We start from the raw sequence: 22,868 nt of genomic DNA, 5'->3' as shown, positions 1-22,868 counted from the left end.
CTGGGCCGTGTCTCAGTCCCAGTGTGGCTGGCCATCCTCTCAGACCAGCTAGAGATCGTCGGCTTGGTAGGCCTTTACCCTACCAACTACCTAATCTCACTTGGGCTTATCTTATGGCTAGTGGCCCGAAAGTCCCACTACTTTAATCTCTCGATTTTACGCGGTGTTAGCCACAGTTTCCCGTGGTTATCCCCCTCCATAAGCCAAATTCCCAAGCATTACTCACCCCTCCGCCACTCGTCAGCAAGAAAGCAAGCTTTCCCCTGTTACCGTTCGACTTGCATGTGTTAAGCCTGCCGCCAGCGTTCAATCTGAGCCATGATCAAACTCTTCAATTTAAGTTTCATCGCTCAATAACTACTTAGCTTCTTTCTTAGCTCTAATCACTAATGAATTTCTAGTTTAAGCACCTATTAAGACTTCAATATCTATATTCATTTCAAAATCAATCAACAAGTGCCCACACAGATTGTCTGTATTGGTTTTTAAAGAACAAAATAAAATGGTCGGCGAGATAGGATTTGAACCTACGACCCACTGGTCCCAAACCAGTTGCGCTACCAAGCTGCGCTACTCGCCGTCAGAATAATGGGGTGGCTAATGAGACTCGAACTCACGACAACCGGAATCACAATCCGGGGCTCTACCAACTGAGCTATAGCCACCATTGTTTTTTTAGTTGATAGTACGTTAATCATCAAACCACATCGAGCTGGCGCGCTCGACAGGATTCGAACCTGAGACCTTTGGCTCCGGAGACCAACGCTCTATCCAACTGAGCTACGAGCGCTCATCGCGTCGTTGCGGGGCGTATATTAATGACTTTCATTTTAGCTGTCTAGTTTTTTTTTCATATTTTTTTTGTTTGGCGATAATTTATTCTTTCTTGTTATTTTTTAGCCATTTTTCTATTAATTAATATTCAATAACATATGATTTATCATGATTTATCAATAAATTTAATACTATTTTATTCTTTATAAGCGAACAACAGCGCCTTTTGCTTTACGCAATCTCCGTTGAATACGACGAATAAAACGTGTAACACGCCAAGCTCGAGTAATTGAATAACCATATAAGAAGATTAGTAGGATAAAGCCAAAAAACATCAACCATTCATTGACATAATAAATTTCACCTAAAATGCCAAATCCAGCACAAATAGCTGCCATTAAAGTAATAGCAAGAAAGGCTTGTCTTGATGTTAGACCTGCTCTAACCATCAAATGATGGACATGTAAACGATCTGGTCTAAATGGGCTCTTTTTCTTCTTCAAACGACGAATAACAACACAAATCATATCTATTAATGGAATAGCTATCAGCCATAGTGCTGTGATAGGTTTAATTGGGTGTCCTTGTCCTTGGGTGCTTAATAGTAAAATCCAAATCATGGTAAAACCAATTAGTGTGCTACCAGAATCTCCCATGAAAACTTTATTTTTTACACCAAAAATAGAAAGGTTAAAAAGAATATAAGGAATTAAACATAGGATTAATGCAAAACACCAGGCACCTAAATCAACCTGTCCATCAAGCATTAATAAGATACCAATAGCGGCAAAAGAAACACTAGAAAGTCCACCAAGTAAGCCATCAATACCGTCAATCATATTGAACGCATTAACAATCGCTATCGTAGCAAAAACAGTAATTACAATACCTGCAGCCCCTAATGTTACTTGGAATGGACCAATAATTTCACCTAAATTATTTAAAGAAAGATCACCAACATAAATCATTGATAGTGCTAAAACAGCTTGAACAATAGCACGCAAGAAAGGGCTTAAATCAAAACGGTCATCTAATACACCAATGACCAATAATACAGTTACACAAATCAAATAAAGGTAAGGCAAGCGCATATCATGCCATTCAAGAAAATAGTAACATACATTACTAATAAATAATGCAATCCCTCCAATCAGTGGAATTAGACCTTGATGGCGTTTGCGATAATTTGGTTTATCTACTAATCCAATTTTTACCGCAATCGGACGCATTAAAATTAATGCCAGAAATGAGCTTAAAAATGTTAATAAAAAACTCAACCACATATTTATAACACCCCTTAAAATACGCGTTGTTACATTAGAGATATTAGGCTGGAATGGTTGCTGAGAATAGCACAAAGTCTAATCTAATACATTTGTTTTTTTCATTATTTCTTGATTTCAAGTACAATACTTTCTGCATTTAATAATCATGAGAAAATAAATTATGACATCATCAAAAACGTTATTTGAACAAGCGCAAAAAGTAATTCCTGGTGGAGTGAACTCTCCTGTAAGAGCATTTAATGGTGTGGGAAGTACACCTGTATTTATTCACAAAGCACAAGGTGCTTATCTCTATGATGAAGAGGGTAAACAATATATTGATTACGTTGGATCGTGGGGACCAATGATACTCGGTCATAATCATTATACTATTCTAAATGCTGTTATTGAAACAGCACAAAATGGATTGAGTTTCGGCGCACCAACAGAATTGGAAATCAAACTTGCTGAATTAGTTTGCAAACTTGTTCCGTCTATTGAGATGGTCAGAATGGTTAATTCTGGAACCGAAGCGACCATGTCAGCAATTCGCCTTGCTAGAGGTTATACAAAACGAGACAAAATTATTAAATTTGAAGGTTGTTACCATGGGCACGCTGATTCTTTATTAGTCAAAGCGGGATCTGGCGCGCTTACCCTTGGTCAACCTAGCTCGCCTGGCATACCAGCTGATTTTGCGAAACATACCTTAACTTGCACATACAACGACTTAGATTCTGTTGCCAAAATGTTTAAACATTATCCCGAGGAAATTGCTTGTGTTATTGTTGAGCCTGTTGCGGGAAATATGAATTGTATTCCACCTAAACCAGGATTCTTACAAGGATTACGCCAACTATGTGATCAATATAATGCACTCTTAATTATTGATGAGGTAATGACTGGATTCCGTGTCGCTTTGGCTGGCGCGCAATCTTATTATGGTGTACAACCAGATCTCACTTGTTTAGGGAAAGTTATCGGTGGCGGTATGCCAGTTGGTGCATTTGGTGGAAGAAAAGAAATTATGCAATACATTGCACCAACTGGCCCTGTATATCAAGCTGGCACCTTATCAGGCAATCCTATTGCAATGGCTGCTGGTATTGCTTGTTTAACAGAGCTTTCTAAACCAGGTAATGAAACTATATTAGCCGAAAAAACTAAAATACTTGCCGAAGGATTAAAAAATCTCGCCAATAAACATCAAATTCCGTTAGTAGTGAATTATGTCGGGGGAATGTTCGGTATTTTCTTTACCGAAAGTACAACGGTAGAAAGTTACGCTGATGTAATGAAGTGTGATATTGAACGTTTTAAAGTATTCTTCCATAAAATGCTATCACAAGGAGTTTATCTTGCCCCATCTGCATTTGAAGCAGGTTTTATGTCGTTAGCACATAGTGATGAAGATATTCAAAATACATTAAAAGCAGCTGATATTACGTTTCAAGCATTGAAAAATGAACATTAATTCTTTCATGGCATAATGGTTAAAATTATGCCATTTTCTTCACTAAAATAGGTTATTTTGTTTATTTTTTCACTAATCATTTGTGAATTAGGGAACATTTCCATCTTTCTTATTGTCTCAGGCGTCGCGAAACGTATTTCGTAAGAAACGATTAAACTAAAATAGGAAATGTTTATATGAAAAAGAAAAATTTTGTATTAACAAATATCGCTTTAGGATTAAGTGTACTTTGTGCTTCACTGCCTAGCCATGCCAACCTTCCAATACCTCTTTTAGAAAATACCGCCAATACGACACCAAGTTTAGCACCTGTCATTGAGCAAGTTCTACCTGCAGTTGTAACGATTTCTGTTGAAGGGGTCAATAATGAAGATACCATGATAAATAACCCTTTTGCCGATCTTCCACCTGAATTTAGATTTTTCTTTGGCGAGCAATTTAATAGACGCTCACCACGTCAATTTAAAGGGTTAGGTTCAGGTGTTATTATTAATGCAGATAAAGGCTATGTATTAACCAACAATCATGTTGTTGAGGGCGCAGACAAAATTACTGTTACATTAAACGATGGTAGAGAATATAAAGCAAAATTACTTGGTAATGATGCAATGTCTGATGTGGCTTTATTAAAACTAGAAAATGCCAAAGATTTAACGCAAATTAAAATAGCAAATTCTGATAAAGTGAAAGTCGGCGATTTTGTGATGGCAGTGGGTAACCCATTTGGTTTAGGTCAAACCGTTACTTCTGGCATTATTTCAGCTTTAGGACGCTCTGCTGATGATGGTACTGACAGCTATCAAAATTATATCCAAACGGACGCCGCAGTCAATCGTGGAAATTCTGGCGGTCCATTACTTAACTTAAAAGGTGAATTAGTTGGTATTAATACCGCAATTATTGCGCCAAATGGGGGGAATGTTGGTATTGCCTTTGCAATTCCAAGCAATATGGCAAACAGTTTAGCTCAACAAATTATTGAGTTTGGACAAGTAAAACGTGGTGTTTTAGGTATTAAAGGGGGAGAATTAAATGCAGATCTCGCTCAGGCCTTTGATGTAAAAGCACAAAAAGGCGCTTTTGTTAGTGAAGTATTACCTGATTCCGCTGCGGCAAAAGCAGGGTTAAAAGCAGGCGATATCATTACTGCATTAAATGGTCAAGCGATTAATAGTTTCTCCGAGCTTCGTGCCAAAATTGCAACTACTGGTGCTGGAAAAGAGATGGAACTAACATATTTACGTGATGGTAAATCTAATACTGTTAAAGTGAAACTACAAGCAGACAATGAAACTGCTGCAAGTGGCAATAGTGTTATCTCTGGTTTAGACGGCGCTGATCTAAAAAATTACAATGAAAAAGATCTAAAAGGTGTTGTTATTGCAGACGTGAAACAAAACTCTAAAGCAGAACAACTTGGTCTGAAAAAAGGTGATGTCATCATTGGTATTAACCGCCATAAAATCAGTAATCTCGGTGAGTTACGTAAAATTTTAGATGGCAAACCATCTGCCGTGGCATTAAATATTATTCGTGGTAAAAATAATTTTTACCTATTTATTCGTTAATATTCTCCTTAATGAGCCTACTCAATTTATTGAGTAGGCTTTTTTATTCCCCAACAATCAAATAACGATTCTAGCCCCGTCAATAATTCTACTTCACGCAAATTACCAAATCCTAATACAAATAAAATTCGGCGATGAAAATCGATTGGGTACACTTTTATTTGTTGTTGTTCTGCTAATTTGGTAAGTTCTACGATCGTTCGTGTTTCATTAAGTAATTCAATCAACAAATAAAAGCCTGAACTTTCACCAAAAAATCGGATTTTGTGTGGGTATTGTTTTAATATTTGACACAATAATTCCATTTTACGTCTATATTGTTTTCGCATTCGATTAATATGCTTCTCAAATTCTCCTGTTTGCATAAACGTTGCAAGAATTTGTTGATCCACACGAGAAACAGATGAATGAAAAAAGCTAATATGTTGCTGATAATAGCTTAACAGTTTTTCAGGTAACACCATAAAAGAAACACGAATAGATGGCATCATCACTTTTGAAAATGAGCCCAAATAAACTACTTTATCATGCTGATCCAAACTTTTTAGTGCGGGAATCGGTTTCCCCTGATAGCGAAATTCACTGTCATAATCATCTTCAATTAAATAACGTTGCGGCTGTTGATTTACCCAAGTCAATAATCTTTGTCTTTCATTGATTGTCAATACACTCCCGAAAGGATATTGATGAGACGGGGTAATATAGACGAAATCTACCTCTTGTTTAGCTAATTCAGTGAGATCAATTTTTAGACTTTGATTATCAATCGGTAATTTTGTTACTAATTGCCCATAACTCTGCCACAATCGCTCCACCACCCAATAACCCAATTCCTCCATCGCATAGTGTGCTTGTTGTTGAGGGTAACAATGTTGCCATAACAGCATTAACTGAATTAAACACAATTCTATTCCTGCATTAATGACAATTTGTTCTGGTAAACATTCAACGCCGCGCGCAGATCGTAAATATTCTGCAATTTGTATTCGTAAATCCTCTTCACCCTGTCTATCACCTAAAGCCAACAAATGTGCATATTTTTTGCTAAATAAACGCTTTTGAATCTTTTTCCAGCGCTCAAAAGGGAAATGTTGTGTATCGATAACATTGGGATTGAAATCATATCGCCATATTTTTGTGTTTGATTTGATTAAAGAATGCCTTACCCCATTGGTAGATAACTCAGGTGGTAATAATTGTGTTGAAACAAAATATCCAACTCTTGGTTTGGATTCAATATACCCCTCTGCAAGTAATTGAGCATAACTATTTTCTACAGTATTTTGACTAATCTTTAAGTAATCACAGAGTTGCCTTTTTGACGGTAATGCCTCACCTTGTGTAAGTTTTCCTTGATGAATTGCATTTTTAATCTGCTGATAAAGTTGTAAATAAAGCGGTTGAGGTAATGATTTATCTAATTGGTATGCTAAATATTTCATCATAATAGATACGTTATTTTTATTTCTAAAAACAAAAAGAGTTGATTAACTATCTAACCAACTCTCTATAAATAACAAACGATCAGCTACCGTTATTACACATTAAGATAATCTAAAATACCTTTGGCGGCATCTCGCCCTTCTGCAATCGCAGTAACCACCAAATCGGAACCTCTGGTTACATCGCCACCAGCAAAGACTTTTGGATTGGCGGTTTGTTGTGTAAATTCACCTTTGAGTTCAATACGACCACGTTGATCTGTTGTAACACCAACTTCGGCTAAATATGGCATCGCGTGCGGTGCAAAACCAAATGCAACAATAATCGCATCACAAGGGATCACACGTTCACTGCCTGCAACAATTTCTGCCCGACGACGACCATTTTGATCTGGTTCCCCCATTGTGGTTTCCACCACTTGAATACCTGTTACTCGTCCTTGTTCCGTAACCACTGCAACTGGCTCAGCTTCAATAGCTACTGGTTGTGCATTAAATTGGAATTTCACCCCCTCTTCTTTGGCATTCACAAACTCTTTGCGACTACCTGGCATATTGGCTTGATCTCGGCGATAAACACAGGTTACTTCTGCTGCTTGTTGACGCACAGAGGTACGCACACAGTCCATTGCAGTATCACCACCACCTAGAACGACAACGCGTTTTCCTGCCATTGACACATAATTTTGTGGATTTTGCCCTAACAAATGTTGAGTATTAGCAATTAAAAATGGCAACGCAGAATACACACCCTCAGCGTCTTCATTTGGAATATCTGCGTTCATTCCTTGATATGTTCCTACACCTAAAAAAACGGCATCATACTGCTCAACTAATTCGGATAATTGAACATCTTCGCCAATCGTAACGCCTAATTTAAATTCCATTCCCATTTCAGTAAAAATTTCACGGCGACGACTCATAACATCTTTTTCCAGTTTAAACGCTGGAATACCGTAAGTCAGTAAGCCACCGATTTCTGCTTGTCGTTCATATACTGTAACAGACACGCCATTGCGAATTAATAACTCTGCACACCCCAATCCTGCTGGACCTGCACCAATCACAGCAACTCGCTTCCCTGAATGTGGCACATCTTTCACTTTTGGTCGCCACCCCATCGCTAATGCCGTTTCCGTAATATATTTTTCAATATTCCCAATGGTTACCGCACCAAATTCTGCATTTAACGTACACGCTCCTTCACATAAACGGTCTTGTGGGCATACTCGACCACACACTTCTGGTAAAGTATTCGTTTCATGTGCTAACTCTGCGGCTTCAATAATTCTACCCTCATAGGTTAATTTTAACCAATCAGGAATATTATTATGTAATGGGCAACGATGTTGACAATATGGATTACCACAAGCTAAACAGCGATCGGCTTGTGCTTTTGCTTGGGTTTCATCAAAAATTTGATAAATCTCGATAAACTTCGTTTTCCGTTGTTCTAATGATTTTTTCTGCGGATCAATTCGTGGTAAATCGATAAATTGATAGATATTTCCTTGCTGGCTCATGCTTCATTTTTCCTTGTATTCGTCTTAATGATCGCCTTAATGATTAAAGTTAAGGCGATGCGATGGAAAATTATTGTGTTACGACACCGAGTTCATTTACGGTACGACGTTGATGTCCTAATAACGCATTTACATCATTGGCTTTTGGTTTCACTAATACAAATTTATCAGCATAATCAGCCCAATTATGCAAGATGCGTTCCGCTAACGGACTATGTGTTTCATCATAATGTCGAGTTAATAAACCGCGTAAATGTTCTTGGTGAGTTGGGAGATCAGTAATAGCTAATCCTTCTACTAACTCAGGATTAATTCTGCTACGGAATTTTCCGTCAGTATCCAGCACATAAGCAAAACCACCCGTCATACCTGCACCAAAATTGATACCAGTTTTACCCAATACACAAACCACGCCTCCAGTCATATATTCACAACCATTATCGCCAATTCCCTCAACGACCGCAGTTGCACCAGAATTACGTACGGCAAAACGCTCACCAACACGCCCTGAAGCAAATAAGCTACCGCCCGTTGCGCCATAAAGACAGGTATTTCCTGCAATCGTAGAAAGCTCTGGTTGGAAACTCACCCCTGTATGCGGACGAATTACAATCTTACCGCCAACCATACCTTTACCAACATAGTCATTCGCATCGCCAGTCAGATATAAACTTACCCCACCAGCCAGCCATACGCCAAAACTTTGCCCAACAGTACCATTCAAGCGAATATCAACCGTTTTACGTGCGTGTCCATTATTGCCATATTTGTTGGCAATCATACCTGACAAGGTTGCTCCTACCGAACGGTCGGTATTATTCACATCAAAGGTCAAATCAAGATGTTGCTCATCATTATAATCAAAAGCATCACCCACCTCTTTTAAAATGGCTTTATTAAGCAAACCTTTATCCATTGGTGGATTACTTTGCGTACAATATCTTGCACTTCCTGCTGGCACTTGCGGCGCATACAGTAATTTACTTAAATCTAAACCACGTTGTTTTGCAGTTTGCCCCTCAATCACTGTAAGGAGATCAGTACGACCAATCAGATCGGTTAATTTCTCAACGCCTAATTTAGCCAACCATTCACGTACATCTTGTGCAATAAATTTAAAGTAATTCATCGCTTTTTCTGGCAAGCCGTGATAATGCTCATTTCTGAGTTTTTCATCTTGAGTTGCAATACCAGTTGCACAATTATTGAGATGGCAGATACGTAGATAACGACAACCTAACGCAATCATTGGTCCTGTCCCAAAACCAAAACTTTCAGCCCCTAAGATTGCTGCTTTGATCACATCTAAGCCTGTTTTTAATCCGCCATCAACTTGTAACCGTACTTTATGACGAAGGTTATTTTCTACCAAAGCTTGCTGTGCTTCTGCTAAACCTAATTCCCAAGGCGAGCCTGCATATTTCACACTCGATAATGGACTTGCCCCTGTACCACCATCATAGCCAGCAATCGTAATCAAATCAGCGTAGGCTTTTGCTACACCTGTTGCGATGGTGCCCACCCCAGGTAACGATACTAATTTCACCGAGATCAAGGCTTTCGGATTGATCTGTTTTAAATCAAAAATTAATTGAGCCAAATCCTCAATCGAATAAATATCATGATGTGGTGGCGGTGAAATTAACGTAGAACCTGGTACGGCATAACGTAACTGTGCAATATATGGCGTTACTTTATCGCCTGGTAATTGTCCACCCTCACCTGGTTTTGCGCCTTGTGCCACTTTAATTTGGATAACTTCTGCACTCATTAAGTACGCTGGTGTTACGCCAAAACGACCCGATGCAACTTGCTTAATCCGAGAAACACGTTCTGTACCATAACGGCGAGGATCTTCACCACCCTCACCAGAGTTTGAATACCCTCCTAAACGGTTCATTGCAGTCGCTAAGGCTTCATGGGCTTCTGGACTTAATGCGCCAATACTCATCGCTGCGGTATCAAAACGTTTATACAGATTTTCTGCTGGCTCAACTTGATCCACTGAAATGGCTTTATTTTTATCCAAATTGAGCTGCAACATATCACGAATTGTCGCGATTGGACGTTTATTCACCGTATCTGCATATTTTTGATAAATCTGGTAATCACCACTATTCACTGCCTGTTGCAAATAATTCACCACATCTGGGTTATAAGCGTGATACTCACCATCTGGTTTATATTTAAGGAAACCACCTGTCGGTAAGGCAACACTTGAGCGCCATGCTTGACGTTGCAACGCTTGCATATCTTTATCCAGATCCGCAAATGAAGCCCCCTCAATACGACAGGTAATACGTTTAAAGCATAGTTCAACAATCTCTTTATTAAGTCCAACGGCTTCAAATAAATGGGCACAACGATAAGATGAAATGGTTGAAATCCCCATTTTTGAAATAATTTTATATAAGCCTTTATCAATACCTTTACGGAAGTTTAACAGTGCAGTACGTAATGGTTTATTGATTGCCCCATTGGCGACCATCTCACTTAAACTTTCATAGGCCAAATATGGATATACAGCTGTTGCCCCTAAACCAAGTAACACCGCAAAATGATGTGGATTACGAGCAGAACCTGTTTCAACGATAATATTGGAATCACAACGTAAATTCTTTTCCACTAAACGTTGTTGCACCGCACCAACGGACAGTGCTGCTGGAATTGGTACACGTTTTTCTGCAATTTGACGATCAGATAAAACAACTAATACCGCACCTTGGCGAGCCGCCTCTTCTGCTTGAGTTGCTAAGTCTTCAATCGCTTGTTTTAAACTAACTTCTTGAGGGTTATAAGTTGCATCGAGAATTTGATGCTTATAATACTCTTGCGGCAATCCCAATAACTGTTGCATATCAGAATAAAGCAAGACTGGCGATTTAAAATTAACACGATGCGACATTCCTTCTGTTTCAAAGAAGACGCTCATCTCTTGCCCAATACTGGTATTCAAACTCATCACGTGCGCTTCACGCAATGGATCGATTGGCGGATTGGTTACTTGAGCAAAATATTGACGGAAATAATCATAAATCACACGTGGACGAGTTGAAAGCACTGCAAATGGCGTATCATCACCCATTGAGCCAACCGCCTCTTGTCCATTCTCACCTAATACACGAATTAAACTTTCTAACTCTTCTTTGTCATAGGCAAATTGTTTTTGATAAGTACGTAGCTGTTGACCATTTAATTCTGCTTGTCCAATTTGATCATCTGGAATATTTTCAAATGGAATCAAACGGTGTACATTGCGACTCAGCCATTCACGATATGGGTGGCGCTCTTTCAATTCTTTATCAATTTCTTGTGAATGAATTAATTTGCCATGCTCAGTATCGATCACTAATAATTCACCTGGACCTATACGTCCTTTTTCGACAACTTCATCAGGTGCATAATCCCAAATCCCCACTTCACTGGCAATCGTGATCAATTTATCTTGCGTAATGACATAACGTGCTGGACGCAAACCATTACGATCTAAATTACAAGCCACATGACGACCATCACTCAATACAATTCCCGCTGGACCGTCCCATGGTTCCATATGCATTGAATTAAAATCATAGAAAGCGCGTAAGTCATCGTCCATATCTGGATTGTGTTGCCATGCAGGTGGAATAAGTAAACGCATTGCACGGAATAAGTCCATACCACCATTCACAAATAGCTCTAACATATTATCTAACGAACTAGAGTCCGAACCTGTTTCATTCACAAATGGCGCAATAGATTGCAGATCTGGAATTAATGGGGTGTGATATTTATAAGCACGCGCTCTCGCCCAAGCTCGGTTTCCTGAAATTGTATTAATTTCACCATTATGTGCTAAATAGCGAAAAGGTTGTGCTAACTTCCATTTTGGTAAGGTATTAGTTGAAAAACGTTGATGGAATAAACAGATACCACTCTCCATGCGTAAATCCGCTAAATCTAAATAGAATTTAGGCAGATCTTTTGGAATACATAATCCTTTATAAATAATAATCTGACTAGAAAAGCTACAAATATAAAAATCTGGGTGATCAATACGATTCTCAATGCGACGGCGTGCCATAAATAGACGACGCTCCATATCTTTGATTCCCCAACCAGCAGGAACATTTACAAATACTTGTTTAATCGCAGGCAAACTTGCCGCAGCAATAGATCCTAAGACAGATGGATTAATCGCAACATCACGCCATGCCGTAATAGTTAACGTTTCTTTAGTTAGTTCTTCTTTAATGATGGCACTATATTGTTCGATTAAAACGGGATCTGTTGGAAAAAAGATTTGTCCAACACCAAAGTTTTTATTTAATTTAAACCCTTGTTCTTCCGCAATAAAATGAAAAAAGCGTTTTGGCATCTGTAAATGCAATCCACAACCATCTCCAGTTTTACCATCAGACAACACCGCACCACGATGTTGCATTCTAGATAAACCTAATATAGCGGTACGCACAACCTTATGACTCTGCTCACTTTCAAGGTGTGCAATTAAGCCAAAGCCGCAGTTCTCACGAACCTCATCTTTGTTATAAAGCATAATAGATTCCTTAATGTTGTGTTTATTGTTTTATTATTTATTTAGAGGAATTTGAACATACCAAAAAAAATAAAGTATAGTCAAAGCATTTTTGATAAATTTTATTATTTTTGTTTTTTCATTAATCTATATATTATTTTTTTCTATTTTTCTTATAAATCGATTAATAAAAACCGCTTTGTTTAGATGAGAACCATTCTCAAGAAAATATAAACTTTTCTTGTTTTTTTATATAAAAGAAAACCCCATACTAACAGTGAGTATGAGGTTTTGATCGCTAATAATAGTAAATAAAAAACACACCTATAACGGTGTCATTGAAACCAATTATTTAGTTTCGCTTTTTAATTCAGCTGCTTTATCTGCTACAGCCTTTGATGCCTCTTCAACTTTGTCCGCTACTGCCTCTTTTACTTCTGCAGCAGCATCTTTTGCTTGCTCTACTTTCTCAGCTGCAACTTCTTTAACATCTTCAACTTTGTCTGCTACCGCATCTTTTGCTTGCTCTACTTTCTCAGCTGTCGCTTCTTTAACATCTTCAACTTTGTCTGCTACCGCATCTTTTGCTGCTGCAGCGGCATCTTTTGCTTGCTCTACTTTCTCAGCTGCAACTTCTTTAACATCTTCAACTTTGTCTGCTACCGCATCTTTTGCTTCTGCAGCGGCATCTTTTGCTTGCTCTACTTTCTCAGCTGCAACTTCTTTAACATCTTCAACTTTGTCTGCTACCGCATCTTTTACTTCTGTTGCTGCATTAGTTACAGCTTCTTTCGTATCTTTATCAAAACACCCAGTTAATGCTAACGAAGCGGTTAATACTACAGTTGCTAATAATGTTTTTTTCATTTTGAACTCCTTATATCTATTTAATAAGTAATTTATTTACTCTATTAGCCGTTAAGCCTAAAAAAATAAACCTATTTCTTATTCTTAAGCCAAGAAATAGGTTGGGTTAAGACAAATTAATCAATAAAACTATTCATCAATCGTTCTTAATAATTCATTAATACCCACTTTTCCAAGGGTTTTTGCATCGACTTTTTTCACGATAACTGCACAATACAAACTATGAGAACCATCTTTACTTGGTAAGCTGCCTGAAACAACAACTGAACCTGCTGGCACGCGACCATAATGAATTTCACCTGTTTCACGATCGTAGATTTTGGTACTTTGTCCAATAAAGACGCCCATTGAAATTACAGAACCTTCTTCAACAATCACCCCCTCTACAATTTCTGAACGAGCACCGATAAAACAGTTATCCTCAATAATTGTTGGATTAGCTTGTAATGGTTCTAATACACCACCAATGCCAACACCACCAGAAAGGTGTACATTTTTACCAATTTGTGCACAAGAGCCAACTGTTGCCCAAGTATCAACCATTGTTCCTTCATCAACATAAGCACCAATATTGACATAAGATGGCATTAATACTGTATTTTTAGCAATAAATGCGCCTTGGCGTACTGCTGCTGGCGGAACCACACGAAAACCTTCTTGTTTAAAACGTGCTTCATCGTAATTAGCAAATTTCATTGGTACTTTGTCATAATATTTCGTTTCACAACTTTCCATTACTTGGTTATCATGAATACGGAATGAGAGCAATACTGCTTTTTTTAACCATTGATTAACTACCCATTCGCCGTTCACTTTTTCTGCTACACGACGTTTCCCACTATCAAGATCTTGAATCACTTGCTCTACTGCTGCTTTAGTTTCTGCATCTACAGTTGTTGGGGTAATTTCTGCACGTCTTTCAAACGCATTTTCAATAATTTGTTGTAAGTTTGACATGATCTTCCCTAAATGAAATACTCAAAAAAGAATGTAGTTTTACCACATTTTAGCGGTAAGAAAAAGCCAAAGAAGGAAATAAATAGGATCTATTGTATTTTAATTAGCCTTGAATAAAAGAAAAGAGGCTGTTGAAACAGCCTCTAAAGGTAAAAATTAATTTAATGCTTTTAAGATATTATCCACGCTTTCTTTTGCATCGCCAAATAACATTTGCGTATTGTCTTTAAAGAATAATGGATTTTGTACCCCTGCATATCCTGTGTTCATTGAACGTTTGAAAACCACAACATTTTGTGCTTTCCAAACTTCTAATACTGGCATACCCGCAATAGGGCTACTTGGATCATCTTGCGCAGCTGGGTTAACAGTATCATTTGCCCCAATCACCAATACCACATCTGTATCAGCAAAATCATCATTGATTTCGTCCATTTCTAATACAATGTCATAAGGCACTTTTGCTTCCGCTAATAAAACATTCATATGCCCAGGTAAACGCCCCGCAACAGGGTGAATACCAAAACGAACATTCACGCCTTTTTCACGTAATTTTTGCGTAATATCTGCTACAGGATATTGTGCTTGAGCAACCGCCATACCATATCCTGGGGTAATAATTACTGAATTGGCATTCTTCAACATTTCGGCAACTTCTTCCGCTTTCACTTCACGATATTCACCTTGTTCCTCATCACTTTTCGCAACGACATCATTCCCAAATCCACCAGCAATAACACTGATAAACGAACGATTCATTGCACGACACATGATATATGACAAGATTGCACCCGATGAACCAACTAATGCTCCTGTAACGATTAATAAGTCATTACTTAACATAAAGCCTGCCGCCGCTGCTGCCCAGCCAGAATAAGAATTCAACATAGACACTACAACAGGCATATCCGCACCACCAATAGAGGCTACTAAATGCCAACCAAAGACTAATGCAATCACTGTCATTAATAAAAGTGGCAATAATGTAGGTGAATTCAAGAAGCAAAGCATTAATAAGAAAGAAACAACTAATGCCAATAAATTCAATTTATGACGATGTGGCAACATTAATGCTTTTGAGTTGATAATCCCCCGTAGCTTACCAAATGCAACTATAGAACCAGTAAAGGTTACTGCACCAATAAATACGCCTAAAAAGACTTCAACATTGTGAATATTTGCTAAAGTTGGATCCGTAATATCGTGAGAAAGATAACTATTAAAACCGACTAATACCGCGGCTAAACCAACAAAGCTATGTAACAACGCCACTAACTCGGGCATTTCTGTCATTTCAACTTTTAAGGCTTTACGAATACCTAAAATCGCCCCAATAACCATCGCAATGATGATCAAAGTTTGTCCATGGGTATGTGGTCCAAATACGGTGGTGAATAAAGCGATGCCCATTCCCACAATGCCATACCAACACCCCGCTTTGGCAGTTTCATGTTTAGATAATCCAGCCAAACTCATGATGAATAATACCGCAGCAATAATATAGGCGGCATGTACAAAACTTTCAGACATGATCTACTCCTTAACCTTTTCTAAACATCGCCAACATACGTTGAGTTACTTTAAACCCACCGAAAATATTGATACTTGCGACTAAAATAGCGATGAATGACAAGACACTCACAATAAAATGTCCATGTCCAATTTGTAACAATGCCCCCACAATAATAATACCTGAGATTGCATTCGTTACCGCCATTAATGGTGTATGTAATGCATGGCTAACATTCCAAACCACATAATAACCCACCACACAAGAAAGAACGAATACGGTAAAGTGAGATAAAAATGCTGCTGGCGCAACAGAAGCAATACACATATAAAGGACAATCGCTGTCGCAATTAAACCAATTTTACGCACTGGATTTGTCTTTTTCTCTTCCATTTTTTCTTCTTTTACAATGGCTTTTGGTTTTTGTGGTTGTGCAGAAACTTTAATTGGAGGCGCAGGCCAAGTTACCTCACCATCACGAATCACCGTAACACCACGTTGTACCACATCTTCAAAGTCAATATTAATGATACCATCTTTCTCTTTGCACAATAATTTCAGTAAATTCACTAAGTTTGTGCCATATAATTGAGAAGATTGTGTTGGCAAACGACTTGGTAAATCAGTATAACCAATAATTTTCACTTGATTATCAGTAACAACCACTTCGTCTGCTTTAGAAAGCTCACAGTTACCACCTGTTGCAGCCGCTAAATCTACAATAACACTACCCGGTTTCATAGAAGCAACCATCTCTTTAGTAATCAGACGTGGTGCTGGTTTACCTGGAATTAGCGCAGTAGTAATAATAATATCCACTTCTTTTGCTTGTTCTGCATAAAGAGCTAAGGCGCGACGATTAAACTCTTCCGACATTACTTTTGCATAACCATCGCCACTTCCGCCTTCCTCTTGATAATTAATCTCAAGGAAAGACGCCCCCATACTTTCAACTTGTTCTTTTACTTCTGGACGTGAGTCAAATGCTCTGACGATTGCGCCTAGGCTATTTGCTGCCCCAATCGCCGCTAATCCAGCAACACCTGCACCAATAACCAATACTTTCGCTGGCGGTACTTTACCTGCTGCGGTAATTTGTCCAGTAAAAAAGCTGCCAAATTCATGCGCAGCTTCTACCACGGCACGATAACCCGCAATGTTAGCCATTGAACTCAATGCATCTAATGATTGCGCGCGAGAAATTCTTGGTACAGCGTCCATCGCTAATACATTGATTTTTTTCGCCGACAATTTTTGCATCAACTCAGAATTTTGCGCAGGCCAAATAAAGCTAATTAGCGTTGCCCCTTCCTTGATTTGTGCAATTTCATTATCCGTTGGTGGATTTACTTTTAATATGACATCAGCTTGCCATACTTGCTCACCCGTTCCAATTTCTGCTCCTGCTTCTGCAAAAGCGTGATCTTCAAAACTTGCTCTAAAGCCTGCATTTTGCTCAATAATGACATCAAAACCGAGCTTTTTAATTTGTTGCACGGTTTTTGGCGTTGCCGCCACACGACATTCCTTATCGAGCAGTTCTCTAGGTACACCAATTAGCATAATTATTCCTTAAAAATCAGCTCGTTACTCATTAGGATAAGCATTTATCCCACCAAACAAATAAATAGACTCAATCTCTAAATGACGTTGAGCCTAAGTTCATTAACTGTATCATTAAATTATATAAAAAGAAGATCTTTTTTTATGAAATTACAAATAAAATTAATAGGTTAAGCCATTGTAAATTTTTAGTTAAATTCTTTGGTATTAAAAAAATTTGCTATTTATCTCTTTTTATCTGACTCATTTGAAAACACGCCTTTCCTTCACAGTGTAAATATTTGTAATTATCATTTTATTGAGAATAATTTTCATTTATATTTAAACCATAATATTTTTGATAATCACTCCAACATTTGGCCTCTTTCCCCACAAAAGAGGCTTTTTTTTGCCTAAAAATCGGCAAATATATGTAGTTCACTTTCCATTTAACGAATAATCCTTATAATGAACAGGTTTTAAATTTTATTAATCTAGGAACGAAATATGAGTGAGATAAATCAGGTTCTTGCTGAACTAAAACGCGGTGTTGAAGAAGTCCTTTCAGAAGAAGATCTTATTGAAAAACTTAAAGAAAATCGTCCATTAAAAATTAAACTTGGCGCAGATCCAACTGCCCCAGATATCCACCTTGGTCATACTGTTGTTTTAAATAAACTCCGTCAATTCCAACAACTCGGTCATGAAGTTTATTTCTTAATTGGTGATTTCACTGGTATGGTTGGTGATCCATCAGGTAAAAATAGCACTCGCCCACCATTAACTCGTGAAGATGTATTACGTAATGCAGAAACTTATAAACAACAAATCTATAAAATCTTAGATCCTGAAAAAACTCATGTTGTCTTCAACTCATCTTGGTTAGGCGAGCTTGGTACAGAGGGAATGATTCGCTTAGCTTCTCAATATACTGTTGCTCGTATGTTAGAACGTGATGACTTCAAAAAACGTTTTGCAAATCATCAATCTATTGCTATTCATGAGTTTATCTATCCTTTATTACAAGGTTACGATTCTGTTGCATTGGAAGCAGACGTTGAGTTAGGTGGAACAGACCAAAAATTCAACTTGTTAGTAGGACGTGAATTGCAAAAAGCTCGTGGTCAAAAACCACAAGTTGCTATGACATTGCCATTACTAGAGGGTCTAGATGGTGAGAAAAAAATGTCAAAATCATTAGGCAATTATATTGGTATTTCAGAATCACCTGATGAGATGTTTGGCAAAGTAATGTCAATTTCTGATGAACTGATGTGGCGTTGGTATGATCTTCTCTCTTTCCGTTCACTAGATGAAATTGTGCTATTAAAACAAGATGTAGCTAACGGACGTAATCCTCGTGATGTCAAAATTCTCTTAGCAAAAGAATTAATTGAGCGTTTCCATGATAAAGCAGCCGCCGATGCCGCAGAACAAACCTTTATCGAACGCTTCCAAAAAGGGGCAATGCCAGATGAAATGCCAGAATTCACTTTCCAAGGCGAAATGCCGATCGCTAACTTGTTAAAAGAAGCAAATTTAGTTGCTTCAACCTCAGATGCGTTACGCATGATTAAGCAAGGTGGGGTAAAAATTGATGGTGAAAAAGTCGAAGATAGTAAACTAATCATCACCGCTTCTACCGCTATTTATCAAGTAGGTAAACGTAAGTTCGCTAAAGTAAGCGTACAATAACAAAATATAACGTCTTTTCTTTTTATTAAATATCAAAGAGAAAAGACGTATTCTCTTAATTTAACAGCCTATTTTTTAATCATTTATTATTATTATGACAACTCAAATGTTTCTCGATGAAGTTAATAAACGCAGAACTTTTGCGATTATTTCTCACCCTGATGCAGGGAAAACAACCATTACAGAAAAAGTGTTACTTTACGGACAAGCGATCAAAACCGCAGGAACAGTGAAAGGGCGTGGTTCAAATCAACACGCAAAATCTGACTGGATGGAAATGGAAAAACAACGTGGAATTTCAATTACTACTTCCGTAATGCAGTTTCCTTACAACGACTGCTTAGTCAATTTATTAGATACACCTGGACACGAAGACTTCTCCGAAGATACTTATCGTACATTAACTGCAGTAGATAGCTGTTTAATGGTTATCGATGCGGCAAAAGGGGTTGAGGAGCGTACTATTAAATTAATGGAAGTTACTCGTTTGCGTGATACCCCAATTCTTACGTTTATGAATAAACTCGATCGTGATATTCGTGATCCAATGGAACTATTAGATGAAGTTGAGAATGTATTGAAAATCCACTGCGCACCTATTACTTGGCCGATTGGTTGCGGTAAGTTATTCAAAGGCGTTTATCACCTTTATAAAGATGAAACCTATTTATATCAAACGGGGCAAGGTCATACCATTCAAGAAATCCGTATCATCAAAGGGTTAAATAATCCTGAATTAGATCAAACTGTTGGCGAAGATTTAGCGCAACAACTACGTGATGAATTAGAACTCATTCAAGGGGCAAGCAATGAATTTGATCTTGAACTATTTTTGCAAGGCGAGTTAACCCCTGTTTTCTTTGGTACGGCACTCGGCAACTTTGGGGTGGATCATATGTTAGACGGATTAACTGAATGGGCACCTGCGCCACAACCACGTCAAACTGATGTACGTCAAGTCGAAGCAACCGAAGAAAATTTCGCTGGTTTTGTCTTTAAAATCCAAGCAAACATGGATCCAAAACACCGCGATCGTGTTGCCTTTATGCGGATTGTTTCGGGTAAATACGAAAAAGGAATGAAATTACGCCATATTCGCATTGGTAAAGATGTCATCATTTCTGACGCGCTCACATTTATGGCTGGTGATCGTAGCCATGTTGAAGAAAGCTTTGCTGGCGATATTATTGGTTTACATAATCACGGTACGATTCAAATTGGTGATACCTTCACACAAGGCGAAGATCTCAAATTTACTGGCATTCCAAACTTTGCCCCAGAATTATTCCGTCGTATTCGCTTAAAAGATCCGCTTAAACAAAAACAACTGCTAAAAGGATTAGTTCAGTTATCTGAAGAGGGAGCTGTACAAGTATTCCGTCCTTTAACAAATAACGATTTAATCGTTGGTGCGGTTGGAATTTTACAATTTGATGTGGTTGTTTCACGTTTAAAAACGGAATATAACGTAGAAGCTATCTATGAAACAGTGAATGTTGCTACAGCACGTTGGGTTGAATGTTCTGATGCGAAAAAATTGGAAGAGTTTAAACGTAAAAACGAACAAAATCTGGCATTAGATGGTGGCGATAATCTCACCTATATAGCCCCAACAATGGTGAATTTAAATTTAACCCAAGAACGTTATCCAGACGTCATCTTTTTCAAGACCAGAGAGCATTAATATTTATTTCTTTTTCTTGGTGTTTTCTCATAATAAAACACCAAGAATCTGTTTTTATTATAACTTCTGACTTAGATCATAGAATTTCCCAATAATGTAACAAATTTAACATTTATTATTGTTCTTATTATTTCTGCTCGTTAAAATACATCACAATTTTTATGAATTTAGCAAAAGTTTCATTAAATTTAGTTTATAAGGATCAGTACAATGACACCTAAAATTCTGATTGTCGAAGACGAAGCGGTTACACGTAATACGCTTAAAGATATTTTTGAAGCGGAAGGTTATCGTGTATTTGAAGCTGTTGATGGCACTCAAATGAATCAACAATTAGCAGCACAAAAAATTAATCTAGTGATTATGGATATTAATCTACCTGGGAAGAATGGATTATTACTTGCTCGCGAATTACGCGAACAAAATAATATTGCACTCATGTTTTTAACTGGGCGAGATAATGAAGTGGATCGCATTCTTGGTTTAGAAATTGGTGCTGATGATTACATCACTAAACCATTCAACCCCCGTGAATTAACTATTCGTACACGCAATTTATTACAACGCACTATGGCGGATAAAAGCACTAATAACCATAAACATATTGAAAAATATCAATTCAATGGGTGGACATTAGATATCAATAGTCGCACATTAATTAATCCTGAAGGCGTGGCTCAAAAATTACCACGTAGTGAATTCCGTGCAATGTTACATTTCTGTGAAAATCCTGGCAAAATTCAAACTCGTGATGATTTATTGAAAAAGATGACGGGGCGTGATCTTAAACCGAACGACCGTACAGTTGATGTAACAATCCGCCGTATTCGTAAACATTTTGAAGATCACCCTGACACACCAGAAATTATCGCCACTATTCATGGTGAAGGCTATCGTTTCTGTGGCGATTTAGAATCTGAATAAAAATATTATCTATTAAAAAAGCACCTTTTTAGGTATTTTTTGTGTGAAAAATAAAAATAGCACCTTTCTGGTGCTATTTTTGTATTAAGTATTAAGATCTTAATAATTCTAAATATTCATCGCGACTTTCATCGGTAAAAATTTCACGATGACCATTTAACACAAAACCATTTAATTTTTCTGCTAATGTTTCCGCTGCACAACATAACATTCTAAAATTAACAATATCATTACCTGGTGATGGCAATCGCATAAATAATGTTAAGCCAACAGTCGAAAAATTATCAAAGTTACTTGGATCAAATGTACCTGGTTGTATCATATTTGCTACGCTAAAAATCACTGGGCTATTCACCATGTTGACATCTAAATGACGATGATAAATATTATATTCACCAAAAATAAACCCTAACTCCTCCAACACGGCATGAATATGTGTACCGTAAAATTGGCGATTTTCTGGTGCGACGACATATAACATAATAAACTCAGGTTTTTGCTGGTTATAAGAAACCGTTTCTTTAGGCTCTACAGTATTATTTACTGCTAGGTTCTGCTCTGTTTTTACCTCTTGCGCTACAGTTTCAGTTGCTCTGTCTTCGCTATCAACAAAAAGCATATCACTATCTCGCTGTTGCTCAACAACATTATTGGGCATAGATTTATTATCTGTTTCAATCCCATTTTGTGAATTAGGTAGCGTAATTTTAATATTCTCAACTTGTCTTTCCACAGAAGGTTCAGTGATATCTTCTTCTAACGGTAAAGAAGCTTGATAAGGAATATCCTGTTCAACTGAACGTTCAGATTGAACAATTTCTCCTGTGATATTTACTGGTGAATCTTCGTGTTGTGATGATAATGAATTATCTATTGATTGTGGTAATATGCCTGATTGTTGAGAAGAATAGCTTGAACCTTGTGGTGAAAATTGAGACGTACTTGTAGAACGTTTGTGTCGCTCAAATTGTTGTGCAGATTTTTCAAATTGTGCCTTTTCGCGACGACTTGACCATATTCCATGCCCAATTAAGATACCTAATGCAAGCACACCAAGCAGAATTAATATTTGTTGTAAATCCATTGTCATTCACCCAATTTTTATAGCTATGAATGTTGAATATTTT

General features: G+C 37.7%; 14 protein-coding genes, 3 tRNA genes and 1 rRNA gene. 5 read left to right on the top strand and 13 right to left on the bottom strand.

Features of this window, described 5'->3' with window-relative positions; genetic code table 11:
• The 5 genes from ACFFHK_RS09745 to wecA form a co-directional block, all read right to left on the bottom strand.
• Positions 1-338, bottom strand: a 16S ribosomal RNA gene (locus tag ACFFHK_RS09745); the annotation flags it as partial.
• A gap of 165 nt (positions 339-503) precedes the next feature.
• Positions 504-580 (bottom strand) — tRNA-Pro (locus ACFFHK_RS09740).
• Between the two features lie 9 nt (positions 581-589).
• Positions 590-665: transfer RNA gene (locus ACFFHK_RS09735), tRNA-His, on the bottom strand.
• Positions 666-713: 48 nt separating this feature from the next.
• Positions 714-790: transfer RNA gene (locus ACFFHK_RS09730), tRNA-Arg, on the bottom strand.
• A gap of 187 nt (positions 791-977) precedes the next feature.
• Positions 978-2,057, bottom strand: coding sequence for a UDP-N-acetylglucosamine--undecaprenyl-phosphate N-acetylglucosaminephosphotransferase (gene wecA / locus ACFFHK_RS09725; RefSeq protein WP_382371919.1), 1,080 nt, complete (start codon positions 2,055-2,057; stop codon positions 978-980).
• A gap of 163 nt (positions 2,058-2,220) precedes the next feature.
• Between wecA and hemL the strand changes: the two genes are divergently transcribed.
• Positions 2,221-3,513, top strand: a complete 1,293-nt coding sequence (gene hemL, locus ACFFHK_RS09720) for a glutamate-1-semialdehyde 2,1-aminomutase (RefSeq protein ID WP_382371918.1) — start codon at positions 2,221-2,223, stop codon at positions 3,511-3,513.
• A gap of 176 nt (positions 3,514-3,689) precedes the next feature.
• The gene (locus ACFFHK_RS09715) at positions 3,690-5,081 is read left to right on the top strand and encodes a DegQ family serine endoprotease (RefSeq protein WP_382371916.1); all 1,392 of its coding nucleotides are present in this window, start codon (positions 3,690-3,692) and stop codon (positions 5,079-5,081) included.
• A 26-nt stretch (positions 5,082-5,107) separates the two neighbouring features.
• Here the strand turns inward: ACFFHK_RS09715 and pdxR are convergent, their stop codons facing one another.
• The 7 genes from pdxR to pntA form a co-directional block, all read right to left on the bottom strand.
• Positions 5,108-6,523, bottom strand: coding sequence for a MocR-like pyridoxine biosynthesis transcription factor PdxR (pdxR, locus tag ACFFHK_RS09710; protein ID WP_382371927.1), 1,416 nt, complete (start codon positions 6,521-6,523; stop codon positions 5,108-5,110).
• Between the two features lie 95 nt (positions 6,524-6,618).
• Positions 6,619-8,046 (bottom strand): glutamate synthase small subunit GltD family protein, encoded by a 1,428-nt coding sequence (locus ACFFHK_RS09705; RefSeq protein ID WP_382371914.1) that lies wholly within the window; start codon positions 8,044-8,046, stop codon positions 6,619-6,621.
• Between the two features lie 70 nt (positions 8,047-8,116).
• Complete coding sequence (gltB, locus tag ACFFHK_RS09700) at positions 8,117-12,583, bottom strand: glutamate synthase large subunit (protein WP_382371912.1); 4,467 nt, start codon at positions 12,581-12,583, stop codon at positions 8,117-8,119.
• A 327-nt stretch (positions 12,584-12,910) separates the two neighbouring features.
• Entirely contained in the window at positions 12,911-13,429 is a 519-nt protein-coding gene (locus ACFFHK_RS09695; protein ID WP_382371910.1) for a hypothetical protein, read from the bottom strand.
• 129 nt (positions 13,430-13,558) lie between these two features.
• Positions 13,559-14,386, bottom strand: a complete 828-nt coding sequence (dapD, locus tag ACFFHK_RS09690; protein WP_382371908.1) for a 2,3,4,5-tetrahydropyridine-2,6-dicarboxylate N-succinyltransferase — start codon at positions 14,384-14,386, stop codon at positions 13,559-13,561.
• A gap of 156 nt (positions 14,387-14,542) precedes the next feature.
• Positions 14,543-15,916: a Re/Si-specific NAD(P)(+) transhydrogenase subunit beta gene (gene pntB, locus ACFFHK_RS09685; RefSeq protein ID WP_382371906.1), complete on the bottom strand. Its 1,374-nt coding sequence runs from the start codon at positions 15,914-15,916 to the stop codon at positions 14,543-14,545.
• Between the two features lie 10 nt (positions 15,917-15,926).
• Positions 15,927-17,459: a Re/Si-specific NAD(P)(+) transhydrogenase subunit alpha gene (gene pntA / locus ACFFHK_RS09680; protein ID WP_382371904.1), complete on the bottom strand. Its 1,533-nt coding sequence runs from the start codon at positions 17,457-17,459 to the stop codon at positions 15,927-15,929.
• 486 nt (positions 17,460-17,945) lie between these two features.
• Between pntA and tyrS the strand changes: the two genes are divergently transcribed.
• The 3 genes from tyrS (at position 17,946) to arcA (ending at position 21,741) form a co-directional block, all read left to right on the top strand.
• The gene (gene tyrS / locus ACFFHK_RS09675) at positions 17,946-19,133 is read left to right on the top strand and encodes a tyrosine--tRNA ligase (RefSeq protein WP_382371902.1); all 1,188 of its coding nucleotides are present in this window, start codon (positions 17,946-17,948) and stop codon (positions 19,131-19,133) included.
• A 94-nt stretch (positions 19,134-19,227) separates the two neighbouring features.
• Entirely contained in the window at positions 19,228-20,817 is a 1,590-nt protein-coding gene (prfC, locus tag ACFFHK_RS09670) for a peptide chain release factor 3 (RefSeq protein WP_382371900.1), read from the top strand.
• A 210-nt stretch (positions 20,818-21,027) separates the two neighbouring features.
• Positions 21,028-21,741 (top strand): two-component system response regulator ArcA, encoded by a 714-nt coding sequence (gene arcA, locus ACFFHK_RS09665; RefSeq protein WP_382371899.1) that lies wholly within the window; start codon positions 21,028-21,030, stop codon positions 21,739-21,741.
• Between the two features lie 91 nt (positions 21,742-21,832).
• Here the strand turns inward: arcA and zipA are convergent, their stop codons facing one another.
• Positions 21,833-22,825: a cell division protein ZipA gene (gene zipA, locus ACFFHK_RS09660; protein ID WP_382371897.1), complete on the bottom strand. Its 993-nt coding sequence runs from the start codon at positions 22,823-22,825 to the stop codon at positions 21,833-21,835.
• Between the last annotated feature and the right edge of the window lie 43 nt (positions 22,826-22,868).

The sequence above is a fragment of the Gallibacterium trehalosifermentans genome, from assembly GCF_042433055.1.
GTDB classification, from domain to species: Bacteria; Pseudomonadota; Gammaproteobacteria; order Enterobacterales; family Pasteurellaceae; genus Gallibacterium; species Gallibacterium trehalosifermentans.
This window is presented reverse-complemented; position numbering and strand designations above follow the sequence as displayed.